The sequence below is a fragment of the Polynucleobacter sp. JS-JIR-II-c23 genome, assembly GCF_035011225.1.
Classification (GTDB): Bacteria; Pseudomonadota; Gammaproteobacteria; order Burkholderiales; family Burkholderiaceae; genus Polynucleobacter.
The window spans coordinates 1056558-1078276 of sequence record NZ_JAYGQT010000001.1; the positions used below are offsets into that span (position 1 = coordinate 1056558).

Genomic DNA, 21719 nt, shown 5'->3' on the forward strand with positions numbered 1-21719 from the left:
AGAAGAGAAGTTAAATGAAGCAACATACAGTCCGTGAGGCCTGGCTTGAAGATGCAGTAAGGCATCTTGAGCCGGTCTTTTCAAAAGCAGGTTATGCAATCCCTCCCGTCAGGGTCTCATGCGGATTCCCAGCCTCTAGTAGCCCTAGAACGACACTTGGGCAATGTTGGCCTCGTGAGCGCTCAGGTGGTGGCGTGAATGAGATATTCATATCCCCTAAGTTGGATGAACCTGTTCAGCTATTAGACACCCTGGTTCATGAGCTCTGCCATGCAGTGGATGATTGTTTTAGCGGACATGGGGAAGACTTCAAAGGGATTGCTCAAACGGTGGGCTTGGAAGGTCCAGCAAGAATGGCCCATGCTACCGAGGAGCTCACGGTGAAGCTGATGATGATTAGCCAGGAACTTGGTCCATATCCCCATCAAGCGATTGTTTTCCCGCCCCCAAGACCCAGCAATGCCAGTCGAAGTAAGGCTAAGTGCGGTCAGTGTGGCTACGAGGTCACTTTGCTCAAGAAGTGGGCTAGTTATGGAGCGCCAATTTGCCCCAAGGACAACATCCGGATGCTGGAAGATGTTCCAGAGACAATCGAAAATACCACTGATTACGATAGTGAATCAGTTGGAAAGGGTAGCAAGAAGGCGCCAGATGAAATCCGTCGCGCTATTAGCTAGTTATTTGTAAAATTCATCTTCAACAAAAATAAAACGAGACACATTAATTATGAACGCAAAGAAAATATTTAAGAATCCCAAGATTGCCGTTATTCCCGGAGACGGTATTGGCAAGGAAGTCATGCCAGAGGGTGTGCGCGCGCTAGAGGCGGCCAATCGTAAATTTAATCTTGGTATGCAGTTTGATCATTTTGATTTTGCAAGCTGTGATTACTATCTCAAGCATGGCAAGATGATGCCGGATGATTGGTTCGATATCCTCATGAAGTACGACGCGATCTTTTTTGGCGCAGTCGGTATGCCTGACATTCTGCCTGACCATGTGTCACTTTGGGGAAGCTTAATTCAATTTCGCCGTGGCTTTGATCAGTACGTCAATTTGCGCCCAGTACGTTTATTGCCTGGTGTGCCTTGCCCACTTGCCAACCGTAAGCCTGGTGACATCGATTTCTTTGTGGTGCGCGAGAACACTGAAGGGGAATACTCCAGTGTTGGTGGAAAGATGTTCCCTGATACAGATCGTGAGATTGTTATTCAGGAATCCGTTTTCACAAGACAGGGCGTTGATCGAATTTTGCAATATGCATTCGACTTGGCGCAAAGCCGCCCTAAGAAGCATTTAACCTCAGCAACCAAATCCAACGGCATTGCAATAACAATGCCCTATTGGGATGAACGTGTTGAAGCGATGTCTAAGAAATTTGCTGATGTAAGAGCTGATAAATACCACATCGATATTTTGGCTGCTCACTTCGTTATGAATCCAGATCGCTTTGACGTTGTAGTAGCAAGTAATTTATTTGGCGATATTCTCTCGGACTTGGGTCCTGCATGTACCGGCACAATTGCTGTTGCACCATCTGGCAGCATCAACCCTGAAGGTAAATTCCCATCCTTGTTTGAGCCAGTACATGGATCGGCGCCTGATATCTTTGGAAAAATGATCGCCAACCCGATTGGTCAGATCTGGAGTGGGGCGATGATGTTAGATCACCTTGGTTATCCAGAGGCTGGTAAAGCAATATTTAGTGCCATTGAAAAGGTATTGGCATCTGGTCCAGGACATGCGCCTTTGACTCCAGATCTTGGTGGCACAGCTAAGACAGATGATTTGGGTAAGGCGATTGCCGCGGCAATCTAACTAGTAATCTACTAATTAGGCAGTAGCATTTAAAGGACTCCAAACGGGGTCCTTTTTACTTGCCTTAGCAATTTCTGCCAAGATTTTTTCATGACTTTGTAGATCGTCATCAGAGGCTGAAAGCACCATCAGATTCGTTGGCAATGCCTTGGCATGGCCAGTAGAATCTGCTCCCACTGTGTAGTCAATCAGATCAATAGAAAGATCTTCTTGACCTCTAGTCATCGATACGTAAACTTCAGCCAGCAACTGGGCGTCTAATAAAGCACCGTGCAAAGTACGGTGTTTATTACTAATTGAAAAACGTTCACACAGTGCATCTAATGAATTGCGCTTTCCGGGGAACATTTGACGTGCGTCGAGCAGGGTGTCGGTAATCTTGGAGGCTAAATTTCTGAATGGCGGGCGCTTTAAAAGGGCAAACTCGTTATCCAAGAATCCCAAATCGAAGGCTGCGTTATGAATCACAATTTCAGCGCCATCTACAAACTCAATTAGCTGCTCAACGATGTTTGCAAAGATTGGTTTGTCAGATAAAAACTCTCTAGAAAGTCCGTGGACTGCAAAGGCGCCAGCATCAATATCGCGTTCAGGATTAATGTAGTAATGGAAAGTTCTATCGGTTAGACGACGACCAACCATCTCAACGCAACCAATTTCAATAATCCGGTCGCCAGTGGCTGGATTAAGGCCAGTAGTTTCGGTATCGAGAATAACTTGACGCATTAGGTGCCCTCTAGAACAGCAGGTGGAATATCCATCGGACCGTTACCGGCATATTTATCCAGATAGAGATAAATCACGGGTGTAATGATCAATGTTACGAACTGAGAAAAAATCAGACCGCCAGCAACACTAATGCCTAAAGGTTGACGTAACTCTGCGCCGGCCCCCAATCCAAAAGCAATCGGGAGCGCACCCATTAGGGCTGCAACGGTTGTCATCATAATAGGCCGGAAACGCAAGATGCATGCTTCGCGAATGGCTTTTTCAGGAGACATGCCTTGGTTACGCTGTGCATCTAAGGCAAAGTCAATCATTAAGATCGCATTTTTCTTAACAATGCCGATCAATAATAAAATGCCGATCGATGCAACGACGGTTAGCTCGAAGCCAAAGATGCGCAAAGCAAGGATGGCGCCAATCGCAGCAGATGGCAAACCAGCCAAAATAGTCAGCGGATGAATGTAACTCTCGTAAAGCACGCCAAGTAATATGTAAATTACGCCTAGAGCCGATAGAATTAGTACCAGTTGGCCTGATTGGTTGCTTTTAAATACTGCCGCATCTCCACCGTAACTCGTGATGATGGAAGCGGGTAAGCCAATTTCCTTGGTGTATTCCTCAATCTTTTTCGTTGCATCACCTAAGAAGACATCGGGAGCAAGATTGAATGAAAGAGTTACGGCCGGAATTTGACCTTGATGGTTTACGGCAGTTGGGCCGATTTGGCGAGTAAAGCTTGCAACACTGGATAGCGGGATCAGTTTGTCAGTTGCCCGACCTCTCACAAAAATCTTATTGAGATCAGTCTCATATTGACGGTCTTCTTCAGCAGCTTCCAGGATCACGTAATAAGTATTGACTGGTGTATAGATAGTAGATACCTGCTTCTCACCGTAGGCGGAGTAGAGGGCGGTACGGATATCAGCAATCGTAACGCCGGCACTAGCCGCTTTTTCACGATCAATATTGATCTTGACGTTGAGACCTTTTAGCTGTGAGTCACTGGTAACGTCACGGAAAAGTGGGTCAGTACGCATCTTTTGCATCAACTTATCAGCCCATTCATTCACGCCCTCAAATCCAACGCTTTGCAAAGTAAATTGGTAGCGGCTTTTACTATTTTTGCCGCCAAGCTGTAAATTCTGGACCGGACGCATGTAGACCTGAAGGCCGGGGATCTCTTTAAATTTATTCCTTAACCCCTCCATCACCTGAGCCATCTTAGCGCGATCGCCCTTGGGCTTAAGAATGATAAAAATCCTGCCGGTGTTGTAGCCTGAGCTCGCACCACCGCCAATGACTGAAATAGAGCTATCCACATTCGGGTCTGTATTCACTAGTTCTGCAGCTCTATCCTGAAGTGCCAACATCGCTTTAAAGGAGATATCTTCAGATGCCTCAGTAGTTGCTTGAATTTGCCCAATATCTTCTTCTGGAAAGAAACCCTTCGGGCTATAGACAAACAAAACCACGGTAATGACAAAGGTGGAAAGAGCGCCCCATAACACTTTTTTACGATTATTAAGAGCCAGATCAAGGTAGTGAATATAGGTTTTTAGCATCCAGTCAAAGACGCGATCAAACTTCTTATTGATCGCATATTCCTTGGCATGCTGACCTGGTTTTGGCAGGAAGCGACTGCATAGCATTGGCACAACCGTGAGCGATACAACTGCTGACACCAAAATAGAAAGTGAAACCACTACCGCAAATTCTCTAAACAGAAGGCCAATAGGACCAGCCATAAAGAAGAGTGGAATAAATACAGCCACTAAAGAAATAGAAATGGAAATAATCGTAAAGCCCACTTCTTTGCTACCTTTGAGGGATGCTTTGAGTGGGTCCATACCTTGTTCAACATAACGCATGATGTTTTCAAGCACCACAATTGCATCATCAACAACCAAGCCTACAGCAAGCGTTATACCCAGAAGCGATATGTTATCTAAGCTGTATCCCAAAAAATAGAGCAAAAAGAATGCCCCGATCAGTGAGATTGGAAGACTGATAGAGGGGATGACTGTTGCTGAAACATGTTTCAGGAATAAGAAAATCACCATAACAACCAATAAGATCGTTAAAGCTAATGTGAGATTAACGTCATGTATCGCTTCTAGAATGGAGAGCGAGCGGTCATTCAACAATTGCATTCGAACAGATTCCGGCATCTGTTTTTGTAATTGAGGTAGCAATGCCTTAACGGAGTTAACAACATCCACCGTATTTGCACTTGGTTGACGTAATACTGCAATCGCAATTGAGCGTTCACCATTCGAGCTGGCTAATGTCTTAACGTCCTCATAACTTTCGATAACGTCAGCAACATCCTTAAGGTAGATCGGAAGACCATTTTTTTGGCTAACAATTAAATTGGCAAACTCTTCAGGTCTTACTAATTGTGGGTTGGCATAAATGGTGATGGCCTGACGGGGTCCGTCTAAAACCCCTACAGGACTATTGGAATTAGCTTTGTTGATAGCAACAGCGATATCGTCAATAGTGAGATTGCGATTAGCAAGAGCGTCTGGATGAACTCGTACGCGAACCGCATAACGCTTTGCACCATAAACAAGAACTTGCGCTACACCGCTAATGGTCGATAGGTTTGGTGAAAGTAAATTTTCTGCGTATTGATTGAGGTCCGAGAGGCTGATTGATGGCGAACTCATGCGCACCACTAGAACAGGAGTGTCGGCTGGATTTATCTTACGGTAGGACGGTGGTACCGTCATTTCAATCGGTAAGCGCTTTTGGGCTCTCAACAGGGCCGCTTGAACGTCAACTGCAGCTTTATCAATATCTCGATCGTTATTGAATTCCAAAGTAATGCTCGTACTGCCCAAGGAATTGGTGGAGCTAATTACGGTGATGCCATCAATCGTCGAAAATTCTTTTTCAAGGGGAAGGGCTACCGAGGCAGCCATGTTTTCTGGTGACGCACCCGGTAAAGATGCGCTTACAGAAATAACTGGCGTATTAAAACTAGGTAGCGCAGCTACTGGAATTTTCATGTAGGCAACAGCCCCTGCGATGACCGTTGCTATCGAGAGCAACACCGTCATTACAGGGCGCCGAATACATAATTCGGAGAGTGTCATTTTTTCTCTGGGGCTGTTGGAGTTGTAGAGGTAGCAGTTGCTTGTGGTGCGGCTGATTTATCCTCGCGGACTTTGCTTCCTGGGCGCAAATTCTGCTTGCCCTCAACCACCACTCTATCGCCAGCATCTATACCGGTGACAACAGACAATCCTTGGTAGTCATAAACTACTTTTACGGGCTTGGCTGCCACTTTGTCATCTTTATCGACAACATAAACAAGTTTTCCGCGGGGGTTGATCACTACTGCTTGCGATGGAATGGCTAAGGCATCCTTCAAAGTATTGGCCACTAGGGATACGCGAGCAAATTCACCTGGCAAAAGTGTTTTGGAGTCATTCGGGATTTGTGCTTTCACGCGTACCGCCGCAATCGAAGGGTCGACTTGGTTATCAACAACCAGCACTTTTCCTTCGTAAGCTCTTTTACCGCTATCGCCTACAGTTACCGTAACATTCATCGCATCACCGTCTAATTGGTTCTCCAAGATGATGGGAATATCTTTTTCTGGAATGACAAACTGAACATTAATTGGGTTCAATTGGGTAATGGTCACCATGGATCCAACGCTAGATGTAGCTGTTGAGCTTGTCGCAGTGGAAACAATATTGCTAGCTTGAACCAAGGAGCCCGGGAACACATTGACGATACCAGCGCGACCATCAATTGGGGACTTAATGTAATCAAAAGAGAGCTGCACTTCTGCCGCGCGGGCTGCAGCTTGCGCTGACTTGGCATTAGCCAATGTAGTTTCTAGAGCGGCCTTGGAAATAAAGTTTTTAGCCACTAATTCTTTGGCGCGTAGATATTGTTTTTGAGCATCATCAGCAAGGGCTTTGAGCTTCTCATAGTTCGCTTTATCGTTGCGGTCATCTAAGGTAAATAGCAGATCGCCAGCTTTGACTTCTTGGCCATCTTTTACCTGAATTGTAGCGACGGTATTGGTGACCATTGGGCGAATATCAACAATGCTGTTGGAAACAATAGTGCCAGTCGCCTCGATAATTAGAGGCACATCTTTTTTCTGGGCTACGAATGATGTTATGGTAACTGGGCCGCCAGATTTAGCAGAGGCTGGGAAAAAATAATCATATGCCTTTGAGCCTGCATAGAGTAGGAGCAGAATTAATAGCAAGCGCCATTTAAATCTGATTACAAAAGATTTTACTGTCGCGAAATCTAGTTTCTTGACTTGGTCTAATTGGGGTGAATATATTTGCCAAAGGGCGCACAGGCGAACTTTGCCTATATCTTTAAATTGAACGAGTTTGGCAAAAGCCTTATCGAGTGAAGATTCTATTTTTGACACAGTCTCGTTTTTCTAGGTTTTTATGTGGGTTTTATACTGTTTCTAAGCTAATTAGAGCAGGATCATTCTCTCATAAGATGGCTGAAAAGGAGGCTCTTGAGATGCATTTGCCCTATGGCAAAAACTCCCCAACACCCTTATTGGCTAATTGGTCAGCTAACTCATTTCCGGGGTGTCCGTTGTGCCCTCTAACCCAGTGCCAGGAGATCTCATGTCCTGGGAGCAGGGAGTCCAGCTCCTGCCAGAGATCTGCGTTTTTGACCGGATCCTTGCTAGCAGTCTTCCAGCCCCGTTTTTTCCATCCCTCTAGCCATTCTGTAACGCCTTTTTGGACATATTGAGAGTCTGTCCATAGCTCGACAGTGCTGCGTTGTTTGAGTGCTTTTAAGGCAAAAATAACGGCACAAATTTCCATGCGATTGTTGGTGGTGAGCTTTTCGCCTCCATGGATATGCTTTTCATGACCGCCTGATCTCAAAACAGCCCCCCAGCCCCCGGGGCCAGGATTGCCTTTGCAGGCGCCATCGGTGTAGATCACGATGTGAGGGTGGTGAGGATGGGATTTCGAATGCGGCATAGCAATAATTTACTTGGAATTCTCGTTTTTGAGGCGTTTTTGGAGATTGCCTCTCTCAGCAGCAGGACTTAGCTGCTTAATGGCTGGTATGCGAACAAGTGATGCCGGGCCAATGAGACGTATTCCTTGTTGGCGCTTTATGGCGGAAACTAAAAAAACAGCCCCAAATATAGGCCACCAGCGATTCCCCATTTTTTCAAGAAAATTCATCTTGCCCATAGCAGTTTCACCCTGCAGGGGAAATTTATAGCAACCAAAGTGACCACGGTCTAACGAAAAGTTAAGCAACTCTAGCCAATCTTTTATGCGGATGAGGCTAATAAATTGACCATCTCTAGGTAGATAAGGGGTTCCAACCAATCTACTGAGGTACTGTCTGGCACCCCACAGACTTGCGGGATTAAAGCCAGAAATAATTAAACGGCCTTCGGGTCTAAGCACTCGATCGACCTCCCGCAATATTTGATGGGGATCTGCAGCAAATTCCAAAACATGGGGTAGAACAATCAGATCCAGACTTTCACTGGCAAAGGGGAGGTCTGTAGAGTCGCCTTCAATTAAATGCCAGTTGTAATTACTTGCATGAGAGCGGCTATCGTTAGAGTGAATCAGGATTGCATGCAAAGGCATCCGATTTTCACTTAGTGTGTTTATCTGAGGTAGACCTATTTGCACAGCATGAAAGCCAAAGACATCAGCAACAATTTGGTCAAAACACCGTTGCTCCCAAGCTAGAACATAGCGTCCAGGAGGGGATTGGAGCCATTTTTCCCATGAGCTCCAGGGAGGTGCAGGTGTCTGAGAGGGTATGGGTGGGGTTGGTATCATCGGTCTATGGATAAGAATACTTTATTGCAGGTTTGGCCCATTCCGGCTTTTGATGATAACTATATCTGGTGCATTCACGATGGCAGCTCTGCTTTAGTGGTGGATCCAGGTGATTCAGCACCAGTTTTGGAGTACCTGAGCGCAAATCATTTGACCCTCAAGGGCATTCTCATTACTCACCACCATGCAGACCATACGGGTGGCATTCTCAACTTATTGCAAAGTTTGAATGCAGATCTGCCTGTTTATGGCCCAGTTGGTGACGATATTCCAGGTCGTACTAATGTCGTAATGCAGGACGATAAATTTGAAATTGCTTCCCCACGTATTAGCTTGAAGGTTCTCGAAGTTCCTGGGCATACCTTAAGCCACATTGCTTACTTTGCAAACATGCAAGCAAATGTTGTTGAGCCAATGCTGTTCTGTGGGGATACTTTATTCGCCTCGGGTTGTGGAAGATTGTTCGAGGGTACGCCTACGCAAATGACGGAGTCGCTAGGTAAGTTCGCCTCACTTCCAAAAAATACTTTGGTGTATTGCACTCATGAGTACACCTTATCGAATATTCGCTTTGCCTTAGCTGTAGAGCCCAACAACCTTAATCTACTCTCATGGGCGGACCAGGCTAAATCTCTGCGAGAGCAAGGCTTGCCAACACTACCAACGACTATTGGGCAAGAACTCCAGGTAAATCCTTTCATGCGTTGCGATCAAGCCGAAGTCATTGCAATGGCTAAAGAGGTTTCAGGCCAGACATCATTGCCAACGCCTGCACATGTATTGGCAGTCATTCGTGGCTGGAAAGATCGCTTCTAATGCGGATGATGTATGCAGTAGTAGTGATTGCTGCTTTGTTGAGTGGTTGCGCTAGCACCGGCGATTGGTCTTCCGATACGCCAACGAAAGCGAATTCAAAGGCTTCCAGGGCCGCAAGGGTTAACCTCAAAAATCAATCCGTTAGCAAGGTTTATGCGCCTTCTGACAACCTGTGGATACGCATTCGTGATGGCTTTCAAATGGAGCCCATGAATACCCCCCTAGAGATTGAACAGGTTCGCTGGCTGGCGGCAAGACCGGACTATGTGAATCGCTCGATGACGCGTTCTTCACGCTATTTGTTTTACATCGTTCAAGAAGTAAATGCGCGCAATATGCCTACCGAAATTGCACTTCTTCCATTTGTTGAAAGTGCTTTTGTAACCAATGCAAAGTCAAGTGCGAAGGCAGTCGGTTTATGGCAATTTATGCCGGCTACTGGCAAAGACTTTCGACTTACGCAAAACGTATTTAGGGATGAGCGTCGAGATGTTGTCCAGTCTACGGATGCGGCTTTAGATTACTTGCAACGTTTGAATAATCAATTTGGGAGTTGGGAATTAGCACTTGCAGCTTATAACTGGGGTGCTGGCAATATTACTAAAGCGCAAAAGCGTAATGCCGCTGCAGGCTTGCCTATAGATTATGAGAGCTTGACCTTACCGCGCGAAACTAGAAATTACGTTCCTAAATTAATGGCGTATCGTCAAATTGTGTTGGATCCACAGGCATATGGCATTGTGCTTCCTGATTTAGAAAATCACCCCTATTTTGTTGCAGTTGATGTGGGTAGCGATATCGACGTTTCTCTAGTTATTAAATTAGCCGAAATACCAGCGGATGAATTCCATAGCCTGAATCCGTCTTTTAATAAGCCAGTTATTTTGAGTAATGCTAACCAGCAAATTCTTTTGCCGTTTGCGCATGCTGAGATCTTTCAAGATAACCTCAAGCAATACCCTAAACCTCTTTCGTCGTGGACTGCTGTTCAAGTATCTAAAACAGAAAGTGTTGATCAGGCAGCTAAAACGTTAGGGGTGGATATAGATACTCTGCGCGAGGTCAACGGCATTCCAAGGGGAATGCGTATACGGGCGGGCTCTACCGTGCTGATTCCCAAAACCAGTCGTAGACCGGGCGATGTTTCAACTGCTATGGCTGAAAATGCTAGCCTCAGCTTAGAAAAGCCAGCTCCACCTGCGCCTAAATGCCCCAAACCAGCAAAGGGTGCAAAAGGGACTAAATCAAGTAAATGTGTAGCACCCAGCAACACCAAAACAGTAGATAAGGGCACCTCTAAGGGTAATTCTTCTGCAAAAAATGCTGCATCTCAGCATAAATCCGCATCGACAGGGCTTGCAAAATCTGCGAAAAATGGTAGTTCACCTACCTCAGCCAGCGGCAACGCTAGTAAAGGGGTGAGCAAGAGCCAGTAATTTGAGTAACTTTTTAAGAGATCAGGTTGACCATGTCCTACAAAGCACACCACGAACGTTCAATTAAAGACCCAGATGGATTTTGGGGTGAGCAAGCGCAGTTAATACATTGGGAAAAACCTTTTAACAAAGTACTCAATTACGACAACCCTCCATTTGCTAAATGGTTTGAGGGTGGTTCAACGAATCTTTGCTACAACGCAGTAGATCGTCACTTAAAAGATCGTCCAGATCAAATTGCCTTGGTTGCGGTTTCTACAGAAACCAATCAAGAGAAGGCATATACCTTTAAAGAGTTATACGAAGAAGTGAATCGTATGGCAGCAATCTACAAAGCGGCAGGCGTTAAAAAGGGTGATCGTGTACTCATTTACATGCCAATGATTGCTGAAGCTTGTTTTGCTATGTTGGCGTGCGCCCGTATTGGTGCTATTCACTCTGTTGTATTTGGAGGCTTTGCATCCCACAGCCTGGCGTCTCGTATTGATGATGCAAAACCAAAACTGATTGTTACTGCAGAAGCAGGTGCACGTGGTGGCAAGGCGGTTCCATACAAGCCATTACTGGATGAGGCTATTACTCTGGCTGAATACAAGCCTGAAAAGGTCTTGATTGTGAATCGCGGTTTGACTGAATTCACCACCGTTGCCGGACGTGATTTAGATTACGCAAGCGAACGCCAAAAGCATTTAAATGATGTTGTGCCTGTTGAGTGGGTTGATGCAACACATCCTTCTTATATTTTGTATACCTCCGGTACAACTGGAAAGCCTAAAGGTGTTCAGCGTGATACAGGCGGCTATGCAGTGGCTCTCGCCGCCTCGATGAAACATATCTTTACTGGCAATGCTGGTGAGACCATGTTCTGTACGTCCGATATTGGTTGGGTTGTTGGCCACAGCTACATTATTTATGCGCCATTGCTATCTGGTATGGCTACGATCATGTACGAAGGTACCCCTTTGCGTCCTGACGCAGGCATTTGGTGGGAGCTAGTAGATAAGTACAAAGTGTCAGTCATGTTTTCTGCGCCAACTGCAGTTCGCGTTCTGAAGAAACAAGACCCCGCGTTCTTAACCAAATATGACCTTTCTAAATTGCGCGCTCTGTTCCTGGCGGGTGAGCCCTTGGATGAACCAACTGCAAGTTGGATTCATGGTGCAATTAATAAGCCGATCGTGGATAACTATTGGCAGACAGAAACAGGTTGGCCAATGCTGGCTATTCAACGTGGCGTTGAAGTCATGCCACATAAATTTGGCTCGCCAGGCGTGCCATCATTTGGTTACAACATGAAGTTGCTTGATGATGCTACCTCCGAGGAGCTGGGCCCAGATCAAAAGGGAGTCATTGCTATTGAAGGTCCATTGCCTCCTGGCTGTATGCAAACAGTTTGGGGTGATGACAAGCGCTTTGTTAGCACTTATTGGGAAACAATTCCAGGCAAATTAATTTACTCCACCTTTGACTGGGGCATTAAAGATAAAGATGGCTATTTCTTCATCTTGGGTCGTACGGATGACGTGATCAACGTAGCTGGACATCGCCTTGGTACTCGCGAAATCGAAGAAAGTATTTCTAGCCATCCGAATGTTTCAGAAGTTGCCGTGGTTGGTATTGAAGATAAATTAAAGGGGCAAGCCGCGATTGCCTTTGTGATTCCAAAAGATGCATCCAATACTGCTACTTTGGAAGCAGAGTGCATGAAGACTGTCGATACCACTTTAGGAGCGATTGCGCGACCCGGGCGAGTTTATATAGTTACTGCGTTGCCAAAGACACGTTCGGGCAAGATTGTTCGTCGCGCACTGCAGGCTGTAGCCGAAGGGCGTGATCCTGGTGATATCAGCACGATGGATGACCAGTCTGTTTTAGCTCAAATTAAGACCATCATTGAGCAAAGCGCCAAGGCTTAAAACACCCATTTTCGGATAAATTGCTCTCCCAGCCATTAGGCAAGGGGAGCTTTTTACCTTCCAGCCCCCATTTGGCTGTATATCCAAGGGTTTACGAGCAAAAATGTTATGATTGCAAGGTTCGAAACTTAATAAATACCCTAGCGCTTAAAGACACTCACCACCCGCAAAAATATCCCCGGGCTAGTCTTTTTTGGGGTTTTGAGCGTCGGATGGAGCAGGGACTGGAGATGGTTTGTCACCCTTGCTTCCTTCTTTTCCCCCAGCCGTGTTGGCCCTAGCCGACGGCACATTATTTCCCGGTTTTAGCATTGGCGCCCCTGGCGAAACTACTGGCGAAGTCGTATTCAATACCGCATTGACTGGATATCAAGAGATCATTACTGATCCCAGCTACTCACGCCAAATTGTTACCTTAACTTATCCGCACATCGGCAATGTCGGTGTAAACGCTCAAGATGCGGAATCAGATCAGATTCATGCAGCAGGCTTGGTGGTGAAGGATCTTCCAAAACGCGTATCCAATTTCCGCTCAGAGGGTTCTTTGGATGACTACCTTACCAAAGCAGGTGTCTTAGGGATTGCTGGCATAGATACACGTATGCTCACCAGAATTCTGCGTGACAAAGGCGCGCAATCCGGCGCTATTGTTGCTGGCAAATTAGGCGATAGCTATGAATCTTTGGGAGCGAAGGCTCTTGAGCTTGCTAAAGCTTTTCCTGGCATGTCAGGCCTAGATCTTGCAAAGGTAGTGACTACCAAGAAAGCCTATGAGTGGCGCGAGGCAGAATGGGATCTTCACGGGCCAAATGGCAAGCCTGCTTATAGAACATTAGATACTAGCAAGCCAATCAAAAAGGTAGTTGCTTACGACTTTGGTGTGAAACGCAATATCTTGCGCATGCTGACTGAGCGTGGCTGTGAATTAACAGTTGTGCCTGCGCAAACTAGCGCAGCCGAAGTGCTGGCCATGAATCCGGACGGTGTGTTCTTCTCAAATGGCCCTGGTGATCCTGGTCCATGCGACTACGCCATCGCTGCCGCAAAAGAAATTATTGAAAAAGGTGTGCCAACCTTTGGCATCTGTTTAGGTCATCAAATCATGGGTCTTGCAGCAGGCGCCAAGACATTAAAAATGAAATTTGGCCACCATGGCGCTAATCACCCTGTGAAAGATTTGGATACAGGTCGTGTTGCCATTACTTCTCAAAATCATGGATTTGCTGTTGATGCCAATACTTTACCAAGCAATATTCGCGTAACCCATGTGTCTTTATTTGATGGGTCTTTACAAGGTTTGGCATGGAATGACAAGCCAGCACTGTGTTTCCAAGGACATCCTGAGGCCTCACCAGGTCCTCATGACATTGCCTATTTATTTGATCGTTTTGTGGAGCTAATGAATGCTGCCAAGAAGGAGGGCAAATAATGCCTAAGCGTAGCGACATTAAGAGCATCCTGATTATTGGAGCTGGTCCGATTGTGATTGGACAGGCCTGTGAGTTTGACTACTCCGGAGCGCAAGCTTGTAAGGCATTGCGTGATGAGGGCTACAAAGTAATTTTGGTCAACAGTAATCCTGCAACCATCATGACTGATCCAGAGATGGCTGACGTTACATACATCGAGCCGATTACTTGGGAAGTAGTTGAACGCATTATTGCTACAGAAAAGCCTGATGCCATTTTGCCAACTATGGGTGGCCAGACTGCACTGAACTGCGCGTTAGATCTTCACCGTCATGGTGTTTTAGAGAAATACGGCTGCGAACTGATTGGCGCTTCACCAGAAGCCATTGATAAAGCAGAAGATCGTCAAAAGTTTAAAGAGGCCATGACCAAAATTGGCCTTGGCTCTGCAAAGTCTGGCATTGCGCACTCAATGGATGAGGCTCATGAGGTTCAGCAGCAAATTCAGAAGCAAACTGGCAGCTCAGGTTTCCCGGTAGTCATTCGTCCATCATTCACCATGGGCGGATCGGGTGGAGGTATTGCCTATAACCGTGAAGAATTTGAAGAAATTTGTAAACGTGGTCTCGATTTATCACCAACACGTGAGCTCTTGATCGAAGAGTCTCTCTTGGGCTGGAAAGAATTCGAGATGGAAGTCGTGCGCGATCGCAATGACAACTGCATCATCGTTTGCTCAATTGAAAACTTAGATCCAATGGGCGTACATACCGGTGACTCAATTACCGTAGCGCCTGCGCAAACGTTGACAGATAAAGAATATCAAATCATGCGCAATGCATCGATTGCTGTTCTGAGAGAAATTGGCGTTGATACCGGTGGGTCTAACGTTCAGTTCTCGATTAATCCAGTAGATGGTCGCATGATCGTCATTGAGATGAATCCAAGGGTATCCCGTTCATCGGCATTAGCATCAAAGGCTACAGGTTTCCCAATTGCAAAGATTGCGGCTAAATTGGCCGTAGGCTATACCCTTGATGAACTCAAGAATGATATTACTGGTGGCGCCACACCAGCATCATTCGAGCCTTCAATCGATTACGTTGTTACCAAGATTCCACGTTTTGCATTTGAGAAGTTCCCACAGGCTGATTCCCGTCTAACAACGCAGATGAAGTCAGTAGGCGAAGTCATGGCCATTGGCCGGACTTTCCAAGAGTCTTTCCAGAAAGCGCTTCGCGGTCTTGAGGTTGGTGTTGACGGCTTAGATGAAATATCCACTGATCTTGATGACATCATTAATGAAATCAATGAGCCTGGTCCGGATCGTATTTGGTATTTGGCAGACGCATTCCGCATGGGTATGGGTCTTGATGAGATCTATAGTGAAACTAAAGTTGATCCTTGGTTCCTGGAGCAAATTGAAGAACTTATCACTATAGAGACTGAGCTTAAGCAGCGCAAGATCGATAGCCTAACAGCCCCAGAGTTACGCTTTGTAAAGCAAAAAGGTTTCTCCGATCGTCGCTTAGCAAAGTTACTCAAAGTTGACGCTGCGTCCGTTCGTGCTGCGCGCCATCGATTGAAAGTTGTTCCAGTCTATAAGCGTGTAGATACTTGTGCGGCTGAATTCTCGACTAACACTGCTTATTTGTATTCAACCTATGAAGCAGAGCATGGTGAGTGCGAGTCACAGCCGACCAATAAAGAGAAGATCATGGTTTTGGGCGGAGGCCCTAACCGCATTGGTCAAGGTATTGAGTTTGACTATTGCTGCGTGCATGCTGCTTTAGCAATGCGTGATGATGGTTACGAAACCATCATGGTTAACTGCAACCCTGAAACCGTATCGACTGACTACGACACATCAGATCGCCTGTACTTTGAGCCACTAACTCTTGAAGATGTATTAGAGATTGTTGCTAAAGAAAAACCAAAGGGCGTCATTGTTCAATACGGTGGTCAAACACCTTTGAAATTGGCTTTAGATCTTGAATGCAATGGTGTGCCAATTATCGGTACTTCACCAGACATGATTGATGCAGCAGAAGACCGCGAACGCTTCCAGAAGCTACTACAGGATCTCGGATTGCGTCAGCCTCCTAACCGTACAGCGCGTACTGAAGAAGAGGCTCTCAAGCTCGCCGAGGAAATTGGTTATCCATTAGTGGTTCGTCCTTCCTATGTCTTGGGTGGTCGTGCAATGGAAATCGTTCATGATGGTCGCGACCTTGAGCGTTACATGCGTGAAGCCGTTAAAGTATCCCATGACTCTCCTGTGCTTCTAGATCGCTTCTTGAATGATGCTATCGAATGTGACGTTGATTGCATTAGCGATGGCACAGCTGTATTTATAGGTGGCGTCATGGAGCATATCGAGCAAGCCGGTGTTCACTCTGGCGATTCAGCCTGCTCATTGCCTCCATATTCGTTATCCGATGCAACGGTGGAGGAGATTAAACGCCAAACTGCGGCGATGGCTAAAGGACTGAATGTTGTTGGTTTAATGAACGTCCAGTTTGCGATTCAGAATGTAGATGGCAAAGATGTCATCTATGTCTTGGAAGTAAATCCACGCGCTTCTCGTACCGTACCGTTTGTATCAAAAGCCACCGGTCTGCAGTTGGCGAAGATTGCTGCACGTTGTATGGTTGGTCAGACTCTAGAGCAGCAGGGTATTAAGACTGAAGTGAAGCCGCCATACTTCTCAGTCAAGGAAGCTGTATTTCCGTTTAATAAATTCCCAGGTATTGATCCAATTCTCGGACCAGAAATGCGTTCCACTGGCGAAGTGATGGGTGTTGGCAAGACCTTTGGTGAGGCTTTATTTAAGTCACAATTGGGCGCTGGCATCAAGCTGCCGAAGAGCGGAACGGTTCTTTTGACTGTCAAAGATAGTGACAAGCCAAAAGCAATTGAAGTTGCTAAGTTGTTGCATCAACTGGGCTTCCCGATGGTTGCGACTAAAGGTACTGCAGCAGCAATTGAAGCGGCTGGTTTACCGGTAAAAGTAGTTAATAAAGTAAAGGATGGACGTCCCCATATTGTGGATTTCATCAAGAATGGTGAGATTTCATTGGTATTTACTACTGTGGATGAGACCCGGACGGCGATTGCTGACTCTAGATCGATTCGAACCAGCGCTCAGGCTAATGGCGTTACGTATTACACGACTATTAGTGCAGCACGAGCAGTGATGGATGGTTTGTTAGCCTCTGAAAATGGCCGACTCGACTCCCTCGAGGTTTATTCCTTGCAAAACTTACATCGCGAGCTCATTTAATCTAAAATTGACTTTTATACGCGCGATTTTGCGCAAGAATTTAAGTTAGGCTAGTTTCATGAGCACAATTCCGATTACTAAGCGCGGTGCAGAACTTCTCAAAGAGGAGCTGCACCGTCTTAAACACGTTGAACGTCCTTCTGTTATCAATGCCATCTCTGAGGCACGTGCTCAAGGCGATCTTTCTGAGAATGCTGAATACGATGCTGCCAAAGAAAAGCAGGGCTTCATTGAAGGCCGCATTCAAGAGTTAGAAGGCAAGTTATCGGCAGCTCAAATTATTGACCCCGCTACTTTGGATGTTGCTGGCCGCATAGTATTTGGTGCTACTGTTGATCTTGAGGACTTAGAAGATGGCACTAAGCTCACCTATCAAATCGTTGGGGATGATGAAGCGGATATCGCCGTTAAGAAAATCTCCATCAGCTCACCGATTGCTCGTGCATTAATAGGTAAAGAAGAGGGTGACGTTGTTGCTGTACAAGCCCCAGGCGGCAATCGCGAAGTTGAAATCTTGGCTGTGCGTTACGTCTAATGCCCCACATCCGCACCCAAAGAATATTTAGCCTGATTTCAGGTCTTTGGGTTGGTAGCTTCATCACCATTGGATTTCTAGTGGTGCCCGTGCTGTTCTCTAGTTTGGGAGACAGACAGGTTGCCGGCATGGTTGCAGCAAATCTCTTCAAAACCACTGCCTATATCGGTGTCGCCTTAAGCGCATTTCTAATGGTGATGGCAAACCACCTAGTAAGACTGGGTAGCGACCATTACCGCATCATTCGTTGGATCTTATTAGGAATGCTGGCGTGTACAGTAGGTGCGGCATTCATCATTATTCCTTGGATGAACACACTTAGAGATCAGGCGCTTTACCTAGGCTTATCCGTTCGTGAGTCCACAAATGCTGCATTATTTTCACGCCTGCATGGCGTTTCCAGCATGTTGTTTGTGATTCAAGTATTTTTAGGTCTTACCTTGGTTTGGCGGGCAACAAAAAACGCCGACTAGCGGCGTTTCTCTATTTCACTTGCTTAAATTAAGAGCCAAGTGACTTTTTCTTAGTACTGCTCATTCTGACCTTGCGCTTCTTGATTGGCGCTGGCGCAGCAACTGCTTTTCTGTAGCCGGGAGAAGACCAGCCAATTTTTGACTCAGCCGCTTCAGAGCGCAAAACACGTTTCTTAGGTGTTGCCGATTTCACTGCCGCAGCACGTGCAAAGGGTGCTGCATTTGAAGCAGAGCGACGATCCGATCTTTCGGAGGTGCTAGTACGCACACCGGCTTTTGCTGGAGTACGATTTGCCTGGCGTTTCGTACGAGGAGCCTGCAAAGATTTTTTTGTTTGCTTGCTTGATCTACCAAGATTACTAAAGGCCTCATCCACCATATCTTTTGGTTTCCATAACACGAGTAACTTGCCGATATGTTGAACTGGAGCAGCATTAAGTTTGTCGCATAGCTCTTCATAGATGGCAATACGAGCTTCGCGCTCATCACCAAAAACACGGACCTTAATTAGGCCATGATGATTGATGGCTGATTTCGCTTCTTTAATTACAGCGGCTGTTAGTCCATCGCCACCAATCATGACAACAGGACTTAAGTCATGAGCGTCAGCTTTGAGGGATTTACGTTGTGCTGGGGTGATAGTGAGTGCAGTCATGGGGTTGATGATAGAGCATTGAGGGTCAAAATTGCCCTTTTAGCTTGAATTTACCAGCATTTTGATCGATTCCTTTTGCTTTAGAGCTCGGAAACTAGGAAAATAGAGGGCGAAAGTGGGTAAGTTGTGGCAAAGAATAAATTTAATAAAAGTTGGTTACAGGATCATCTAACGGATCCCTATGTGAAGATGGCTCAAAAAGAGGGCTATCGCGCTAGAGCGGTCTATAAGCTTAGTGAAATTGACGAGCAAGATCATCTCATCAAGGCCGGCATGACTATTGTGGACTTAGGGAGCGCTCCTGGAAGTTGGTCTCAATACGTCCGCAATCGCCTCACTGAGCTTGGTAAAAGCAATCCCAAAATTGAGTCAGGCAAGCCAGATGGTCAGATTATCGCCATCGATATTTTGCCAATGGAAGATATAGCTGACGTAAGCTTTATTCAGGGCGATTTTAGGGAAGAAGAGGGGCTTGCTGCTTTAGAGGCGCTTTTACCGAAGAGTGCTGAAGGCAAAGTCGACTTGGTTTTATCAGACATGGCGCCAAACCTTTCTGGGGTTGGCGTTGCTGATGCTGCCAGAATGGCTTTTTTAGCAGAGATAGCCCTAGACTTCGCTACTGCTCATCTGAAACCTGAGGGTGCGCTTTTAATTAAATGTTTTAACGGTAGTGGCTATAGCCAGATAGTGGAATCCTTTAAAAAGGTCTTTAAAACCGTTGCCTCCCGTAAACCTAAAGCATCTAGAGCAAAGTCTTCTGAGATCTTCCTTTTGGGTAGAAACCTAAAACCTCCGAAATAGGCTCTAAATACTGGCTAATACCCCCGTTTTTATAGGGTTTTATCAAATATATATGCCATTAGCTCTTGAAAAAGGGTGGTAGTAGAATCAAATACTTAGGAAGCAAATCGCTTTAACTCCTGGTTCACTCCAGCAAAGGACTCATTTTGAACAGCAATATGTTCCAAAAAATCGGTGTGTGGCTCATTGTGGGCTTGGTGCTTTTCACTGTTTTTAAACAGTTTGATAAGCCTAAGGACCAAACTCAGGTGACGTATTCCCAATTCATGGATGACGCTAAAGCCGGCAAAGTAAAGCGTGTTGATGTGCAAGGTCGCACATTACAAGTAACGCCTGCTGACGGCACTAAATACTCCATCATCTCTCCAGGTGATATCTGGATGGTTGGCGATCTCATGAAATATGGAGTTCAAGTTACCGGCAAAGCTGATGACGAACCGAATATGTTGGTCTCTGCTTTGTACTATCTTGGCCCTACCTTATTAATTATTGGCTTTTGGTTTTTCATGATGCGCCAAATGCAAGGTGGCGGTAAGGGTGGTGCATTCTCCTTTGGTAAATCTAAAGCGCGTTTGATTGATGAGAATAGTAATACGGTTACCTTTGCCGACGTTGCAGGCTGCGATGAAGCCAAAGAAGAGGTCTTTGAAATTGTCGATTTCTTAAAAGATCCACAAAAGTTTCAAAAGCTTGGTGGTCGTATTCCGCATGGCGTATTGCTCGTAGGTCCTCCGGGCACTGGTAAGACTCTTTTGGCTCGCGCCATTGCAGGCGAGGCGAAGGTTCCTTTCTTCTCAATCTCCGGTTCTGACTTTGTTGAGATGTTTGTTGGTGTTGGTGCATCACGTGTTCGTGACATGTTTGAAAACGCCAAGAAAAATTCTCCTTGCATCATCTTTATTGATGAGATTGATGCTGTTGGTCGTCATCGCGGTGCCGGCATGGGCGGCGGCAATGATGAACGCGAACAAACGCTAAACCAAATGTTGGTTGAGATGGATGGTTTTGAAAGTAATAGTGGTGTGATCGTAGTGGCTGCCACTAACCGCTCTGATGTGCTAGATAAAGCTTTGTTGCGTCCAGGACGTTTCGATCGACAAGTACACGTAGGTTTACCAGATATTCGTGGTCGTGAGCAAATTTTGCAAGTGCATATGCGCAAAGTTCCAATTGATCCTGACGTTAATGCTGCTGTTTTGGCTCGCGGCACTCCTGGTTTCTCAGGAGCAGATTTAGCGAACTTGGTAAATGAATCTGCATTGTTTGCAGCACGTCGCAATAAACGTGCAGTAGACATGAAAGACTTTGAGGACGCTAAAGACAAGATCTATATGGGTCCTGAGCGCAAGTCTGCTGTGATGCGCGAAGAAGAACGTCGTAACACTGCTTACCATGAGTCTGGTCATGCTGTTGTAGCTAAGGTTTTGCCTAAGGCTGACCCTGTACATAAAGTCACCATCATGCCGCGAGGAATGGCGTTGGGTGTGACTTGGCAGTTACCTGAATTTGATCGTGTGAACTTATATAAAGATCGCATGATGGAGGAGTTAGCTATTTTGTTTGGTGGTCGTGCTGCTGAAGAGGTGTTCTTGCATTCTTCAAGTACTGGCGCTTCCAATGATTTTGAGCGCGCTACGAAAATGGCTCGTGATATGGTGACTCGTTATGGCATGAGTGATAGCTTGGGCACCATGGTTTATGTTGATACCGAATCAGAAAGTATTTTTGGGCGCAACAGCACCAAAACAGTTTCCGAGCTCACTCAACAAAAGGTAGATGCAGAGATACGTACGTTGATTGATAGCCAATATGCTTTAGCTAGATCAATCTTGGAACAAAACCGAGATAAGGTTGAGGCAATGGTTGCAGCTTTACTGGAATGGGAAACCATTGATGCAGAGCAAATCAATGACATCATGGAAGGTCGCCCACCACGAGCACCTAAGCCACCTCCAGCAACTCAGTTTGGTAATTCTGCTGGCACCCCTGGCCCTGCAACTGGCAGTGCTCCAGCTACAGCTTAAGAGCTATATTTAGTGCA

At 46.0% G+C, this 21719-nt stretch carries 17 protein-coding genes; 11 read left to right on the forward strand and 6 right to left on the reverse strand.

Annotated elements, in window-relative coordinates:
- Window positions 1–14: 14 nt before the first annotated feature.
- Together VC159_RS05400 and VC159_RS05405 are read left to right on the forward strand one after the other, a co-directional pair.
- Window positions 15–677 (forward strand): SprT family zinc-dependent metalloprotease, encoded by a 663-nt coding sequence (locus VC159_RS05400; RefSeq protein ID WP_323473009.1) that lies wholly within the window; start codon window positions 15–17, stop codon window positions 675–677.
- Window positions 678–726: 49 nt separating this feature from the next.
- The gene (locus VC159_RS05405; RefSeq protein ID WP_216862533.1) at window positions 727–1818 is read left to right on the forward strand and encodes a tartrate dehydrogenase; all 1092 of its coding nucleotides are present in this window, start codon (window positions 727–729) and stop codon (window positions 1816–1818) included.
- Window positions 1819–1833: 15 nt separating this feature from the next.
- Here the strand turns inward: VC159_RS05405 and dnaQ are convergent, their stop codons facing one another.
- The 5 genes from dnaQ to VC159_RS05430 form a co-directional block, all read right to left on the reverse strand.
- Entirely contained in the window at window positions 1834–2544 is a 711-nt protein-coding gene (dnaQ, locus tag VC159_RS05410; RefSeq protein ID WP_323473010.1) for a DNA polymerase III subunit epsilon, read from the reverse strand.
- Complete coding sequence (locus VC159_RS05415) at window positions 2544–5642, reverse strand: efflux RND transporter permease subunit (protein WP_323473011.1); 3099 nt, start codon at window positions 5640–5642, stop codon at window positions 2544–2546. The genes dnaQ and VC159_RS05415 overlap by 1 nt, the downstream gene beginning before the upstream one ends.
- Complete coding sequence (locus tag VC159_RS05420) at window positions 5639–6949, reverse strand: efflux RND transporter periplasmic adaptor subunit (RefSeq protein WP_215356850.1); 1311 nt, start codon at window positions 6947–6949, stop codon at window positions 5639–5641. Before VC159_RS05420 ends, VC159_RS05415 begins: the two co-directional genes overlap by 4 nt.
- A gap of 112 nt (window positions 6950–7061) precedes the next feature.
- Complete coding sequence (gene rnhA, locus VC159_RS05425) at window positions 7062–7526, reverse strand: ribonuclease HI (RefSeq protein WP_215356848.1); 465 nt, start codon at window positions 7524–7526, stop codon at window positions 7062–7064.
- Between the two features lie 9 nt (window positions 7527–7535).
- On the reverse strand, window positions 7536–8354 hold the full coding sequence (locus VC159_RS05430) for a class I SAM-dependent methyltransferase (RefSeq protein WP_323473012.1): 819 nt from the start codon (window positions 8352–8354) through the stop codon (window positions 7536–7538).
- A gap of 6 nt (window positions 8355–8360) precedes the next feature.
- Here VC159_RS05430 and gloB point away from each other — a divergent pair, with 6 nt between their 5' ends.
- From gloB to VC159_RS05465, 7 genes are all read left to right on the forward strand, one after another.
- Window positions 8361–9170: a hydroxyacylglutathione hydrolase gene (gene gloB / locus VC159_RS05435; protein WP_215356845.1), complete on the forward strand. Its 810-nt coding sequence runs from the start codon at window positions 8361–8363 to the stop codon at window positions 9168–9170.
- Window positions 9170–10606 carry a transglycosylase SLT domain-containing protein gene (locus VC159_RS05440; protein ID WP_323473013.1) on the forward strand — a complete coding sequence of 479 codons (1437 nt, stop codon included), beginning with the start codon at window positions 9170–9172 and terminating at the stop codon, window positions 10604–10606. The genes gloB and VC159_RS05440 overlap by 1 nt, the downstream gene beginning before the upstream one ends.
- Window positions 10607–10638: 32 nt before the next feature.
- Window positions 10639–12522: a propionate--CoA ligase gene (locus VC159_RS05445; RefSeq protein WP_215356835.1), complete on the forward strand. Its 1884-nt coding sequence runs from the start codon at window positions 10639–10641 to the stop codon at window positions 12520–12522.
- Between the two features lie 244 nt (window positions 12523–12766).
- Window positions 12767–13951 carry a glutamine-hydrolyzing carbamoyl-phosphate synthase small subunit gene (gene carA, locus VC159_RS05450; protein WP_215356832.1) on the forward strand — a complete coding sequence of 395 codons (1185 nt, stop codon included), beginning with the start codon at window positions 12767–12769 and terminating at the stop codon, window positions 13949–13951.
- Entirely contained in the window at window positions 13951–17214 is a 3264-nt protein-coding gene (gene carB / locus VC159_RS05455; protein ID WP_323473014.1) for a carbamoyl-phosphate synthase large subunit, read from the forward strand. Before carA ends, carB begins: the two co-directional genes overlap by 1 nt.
- A 58-nt stretch (window positions 17215–17272) precedes the next feature.
- Window positions 17273–17749: a transcription elongation factor GreA gene (greA, locus tag VC159_RS05460; RefSeq protein ID WP_072582463.1), complete on the forward strand. Its 477-nt coding sequence runs from the start codon at window positions 17273–17275 to the stop codon at window positions 17747–17749.
- Window positions 17749–18222, forward strand: coding sequence for a DUF4149 domain-containing protein (locus VC159_RS05465; RefSeq protein ID WP_323473015.1), 474 nt, complete (start codon window positions 17749–17751; stop codon window positions 18220–18222). The genes greA and VC159_RS05465 overlap by 1 nt, the downstream gene beginning before the upstream one ends.
- Window positions 18223–18250: 28 nt before the next feature.
- On the opposite strand, the gene VC159_RS05470 is transcribed toward VC159_RS05465, so the two are convergent.
- A complete protein-coding gene (locus VC159_RS05470; RefSeq protein WP_323473016.1) occupies window positions 18251–18877 on the reverse strand; it encodes a YhbY family RNA-binding protein in 627 nt (208 codons plus the stop codon).
- 126 nt (window positions 18878–19003) lie between these two features.
- Here VC159_RS05470 and VC159_RS05475 point away from each other — a divergent pair, with 126 nt between their 5' ends.
- On the forward strand, window positions 19004–19678 hold the full coding sequence (locus VC159_RS05475; RefSeq protein ID WP_323473017.1) for an RlmE family RNA methyltransferase: 675 nt from the start codon (window positions 19004–19006) through the stop codon (window positions 19676–19678).
- A 146-nt stretch (window positions 19679–19824) separates the two neighbouring features.
- A complete protein-coding gene (ftsH, locus tag VC159_RS05480; RefSeq protein ID WP_215356826.1) occupies window positions 19825–21702 on the forward strand; it encodes an ATP-dependent zinc metalloprotease FtsH in 1878 nt (625 codons plus the stop codon).
- The last annotated feature ends 17 nt before the right edge of the window (window positions 21703–21719 follow it).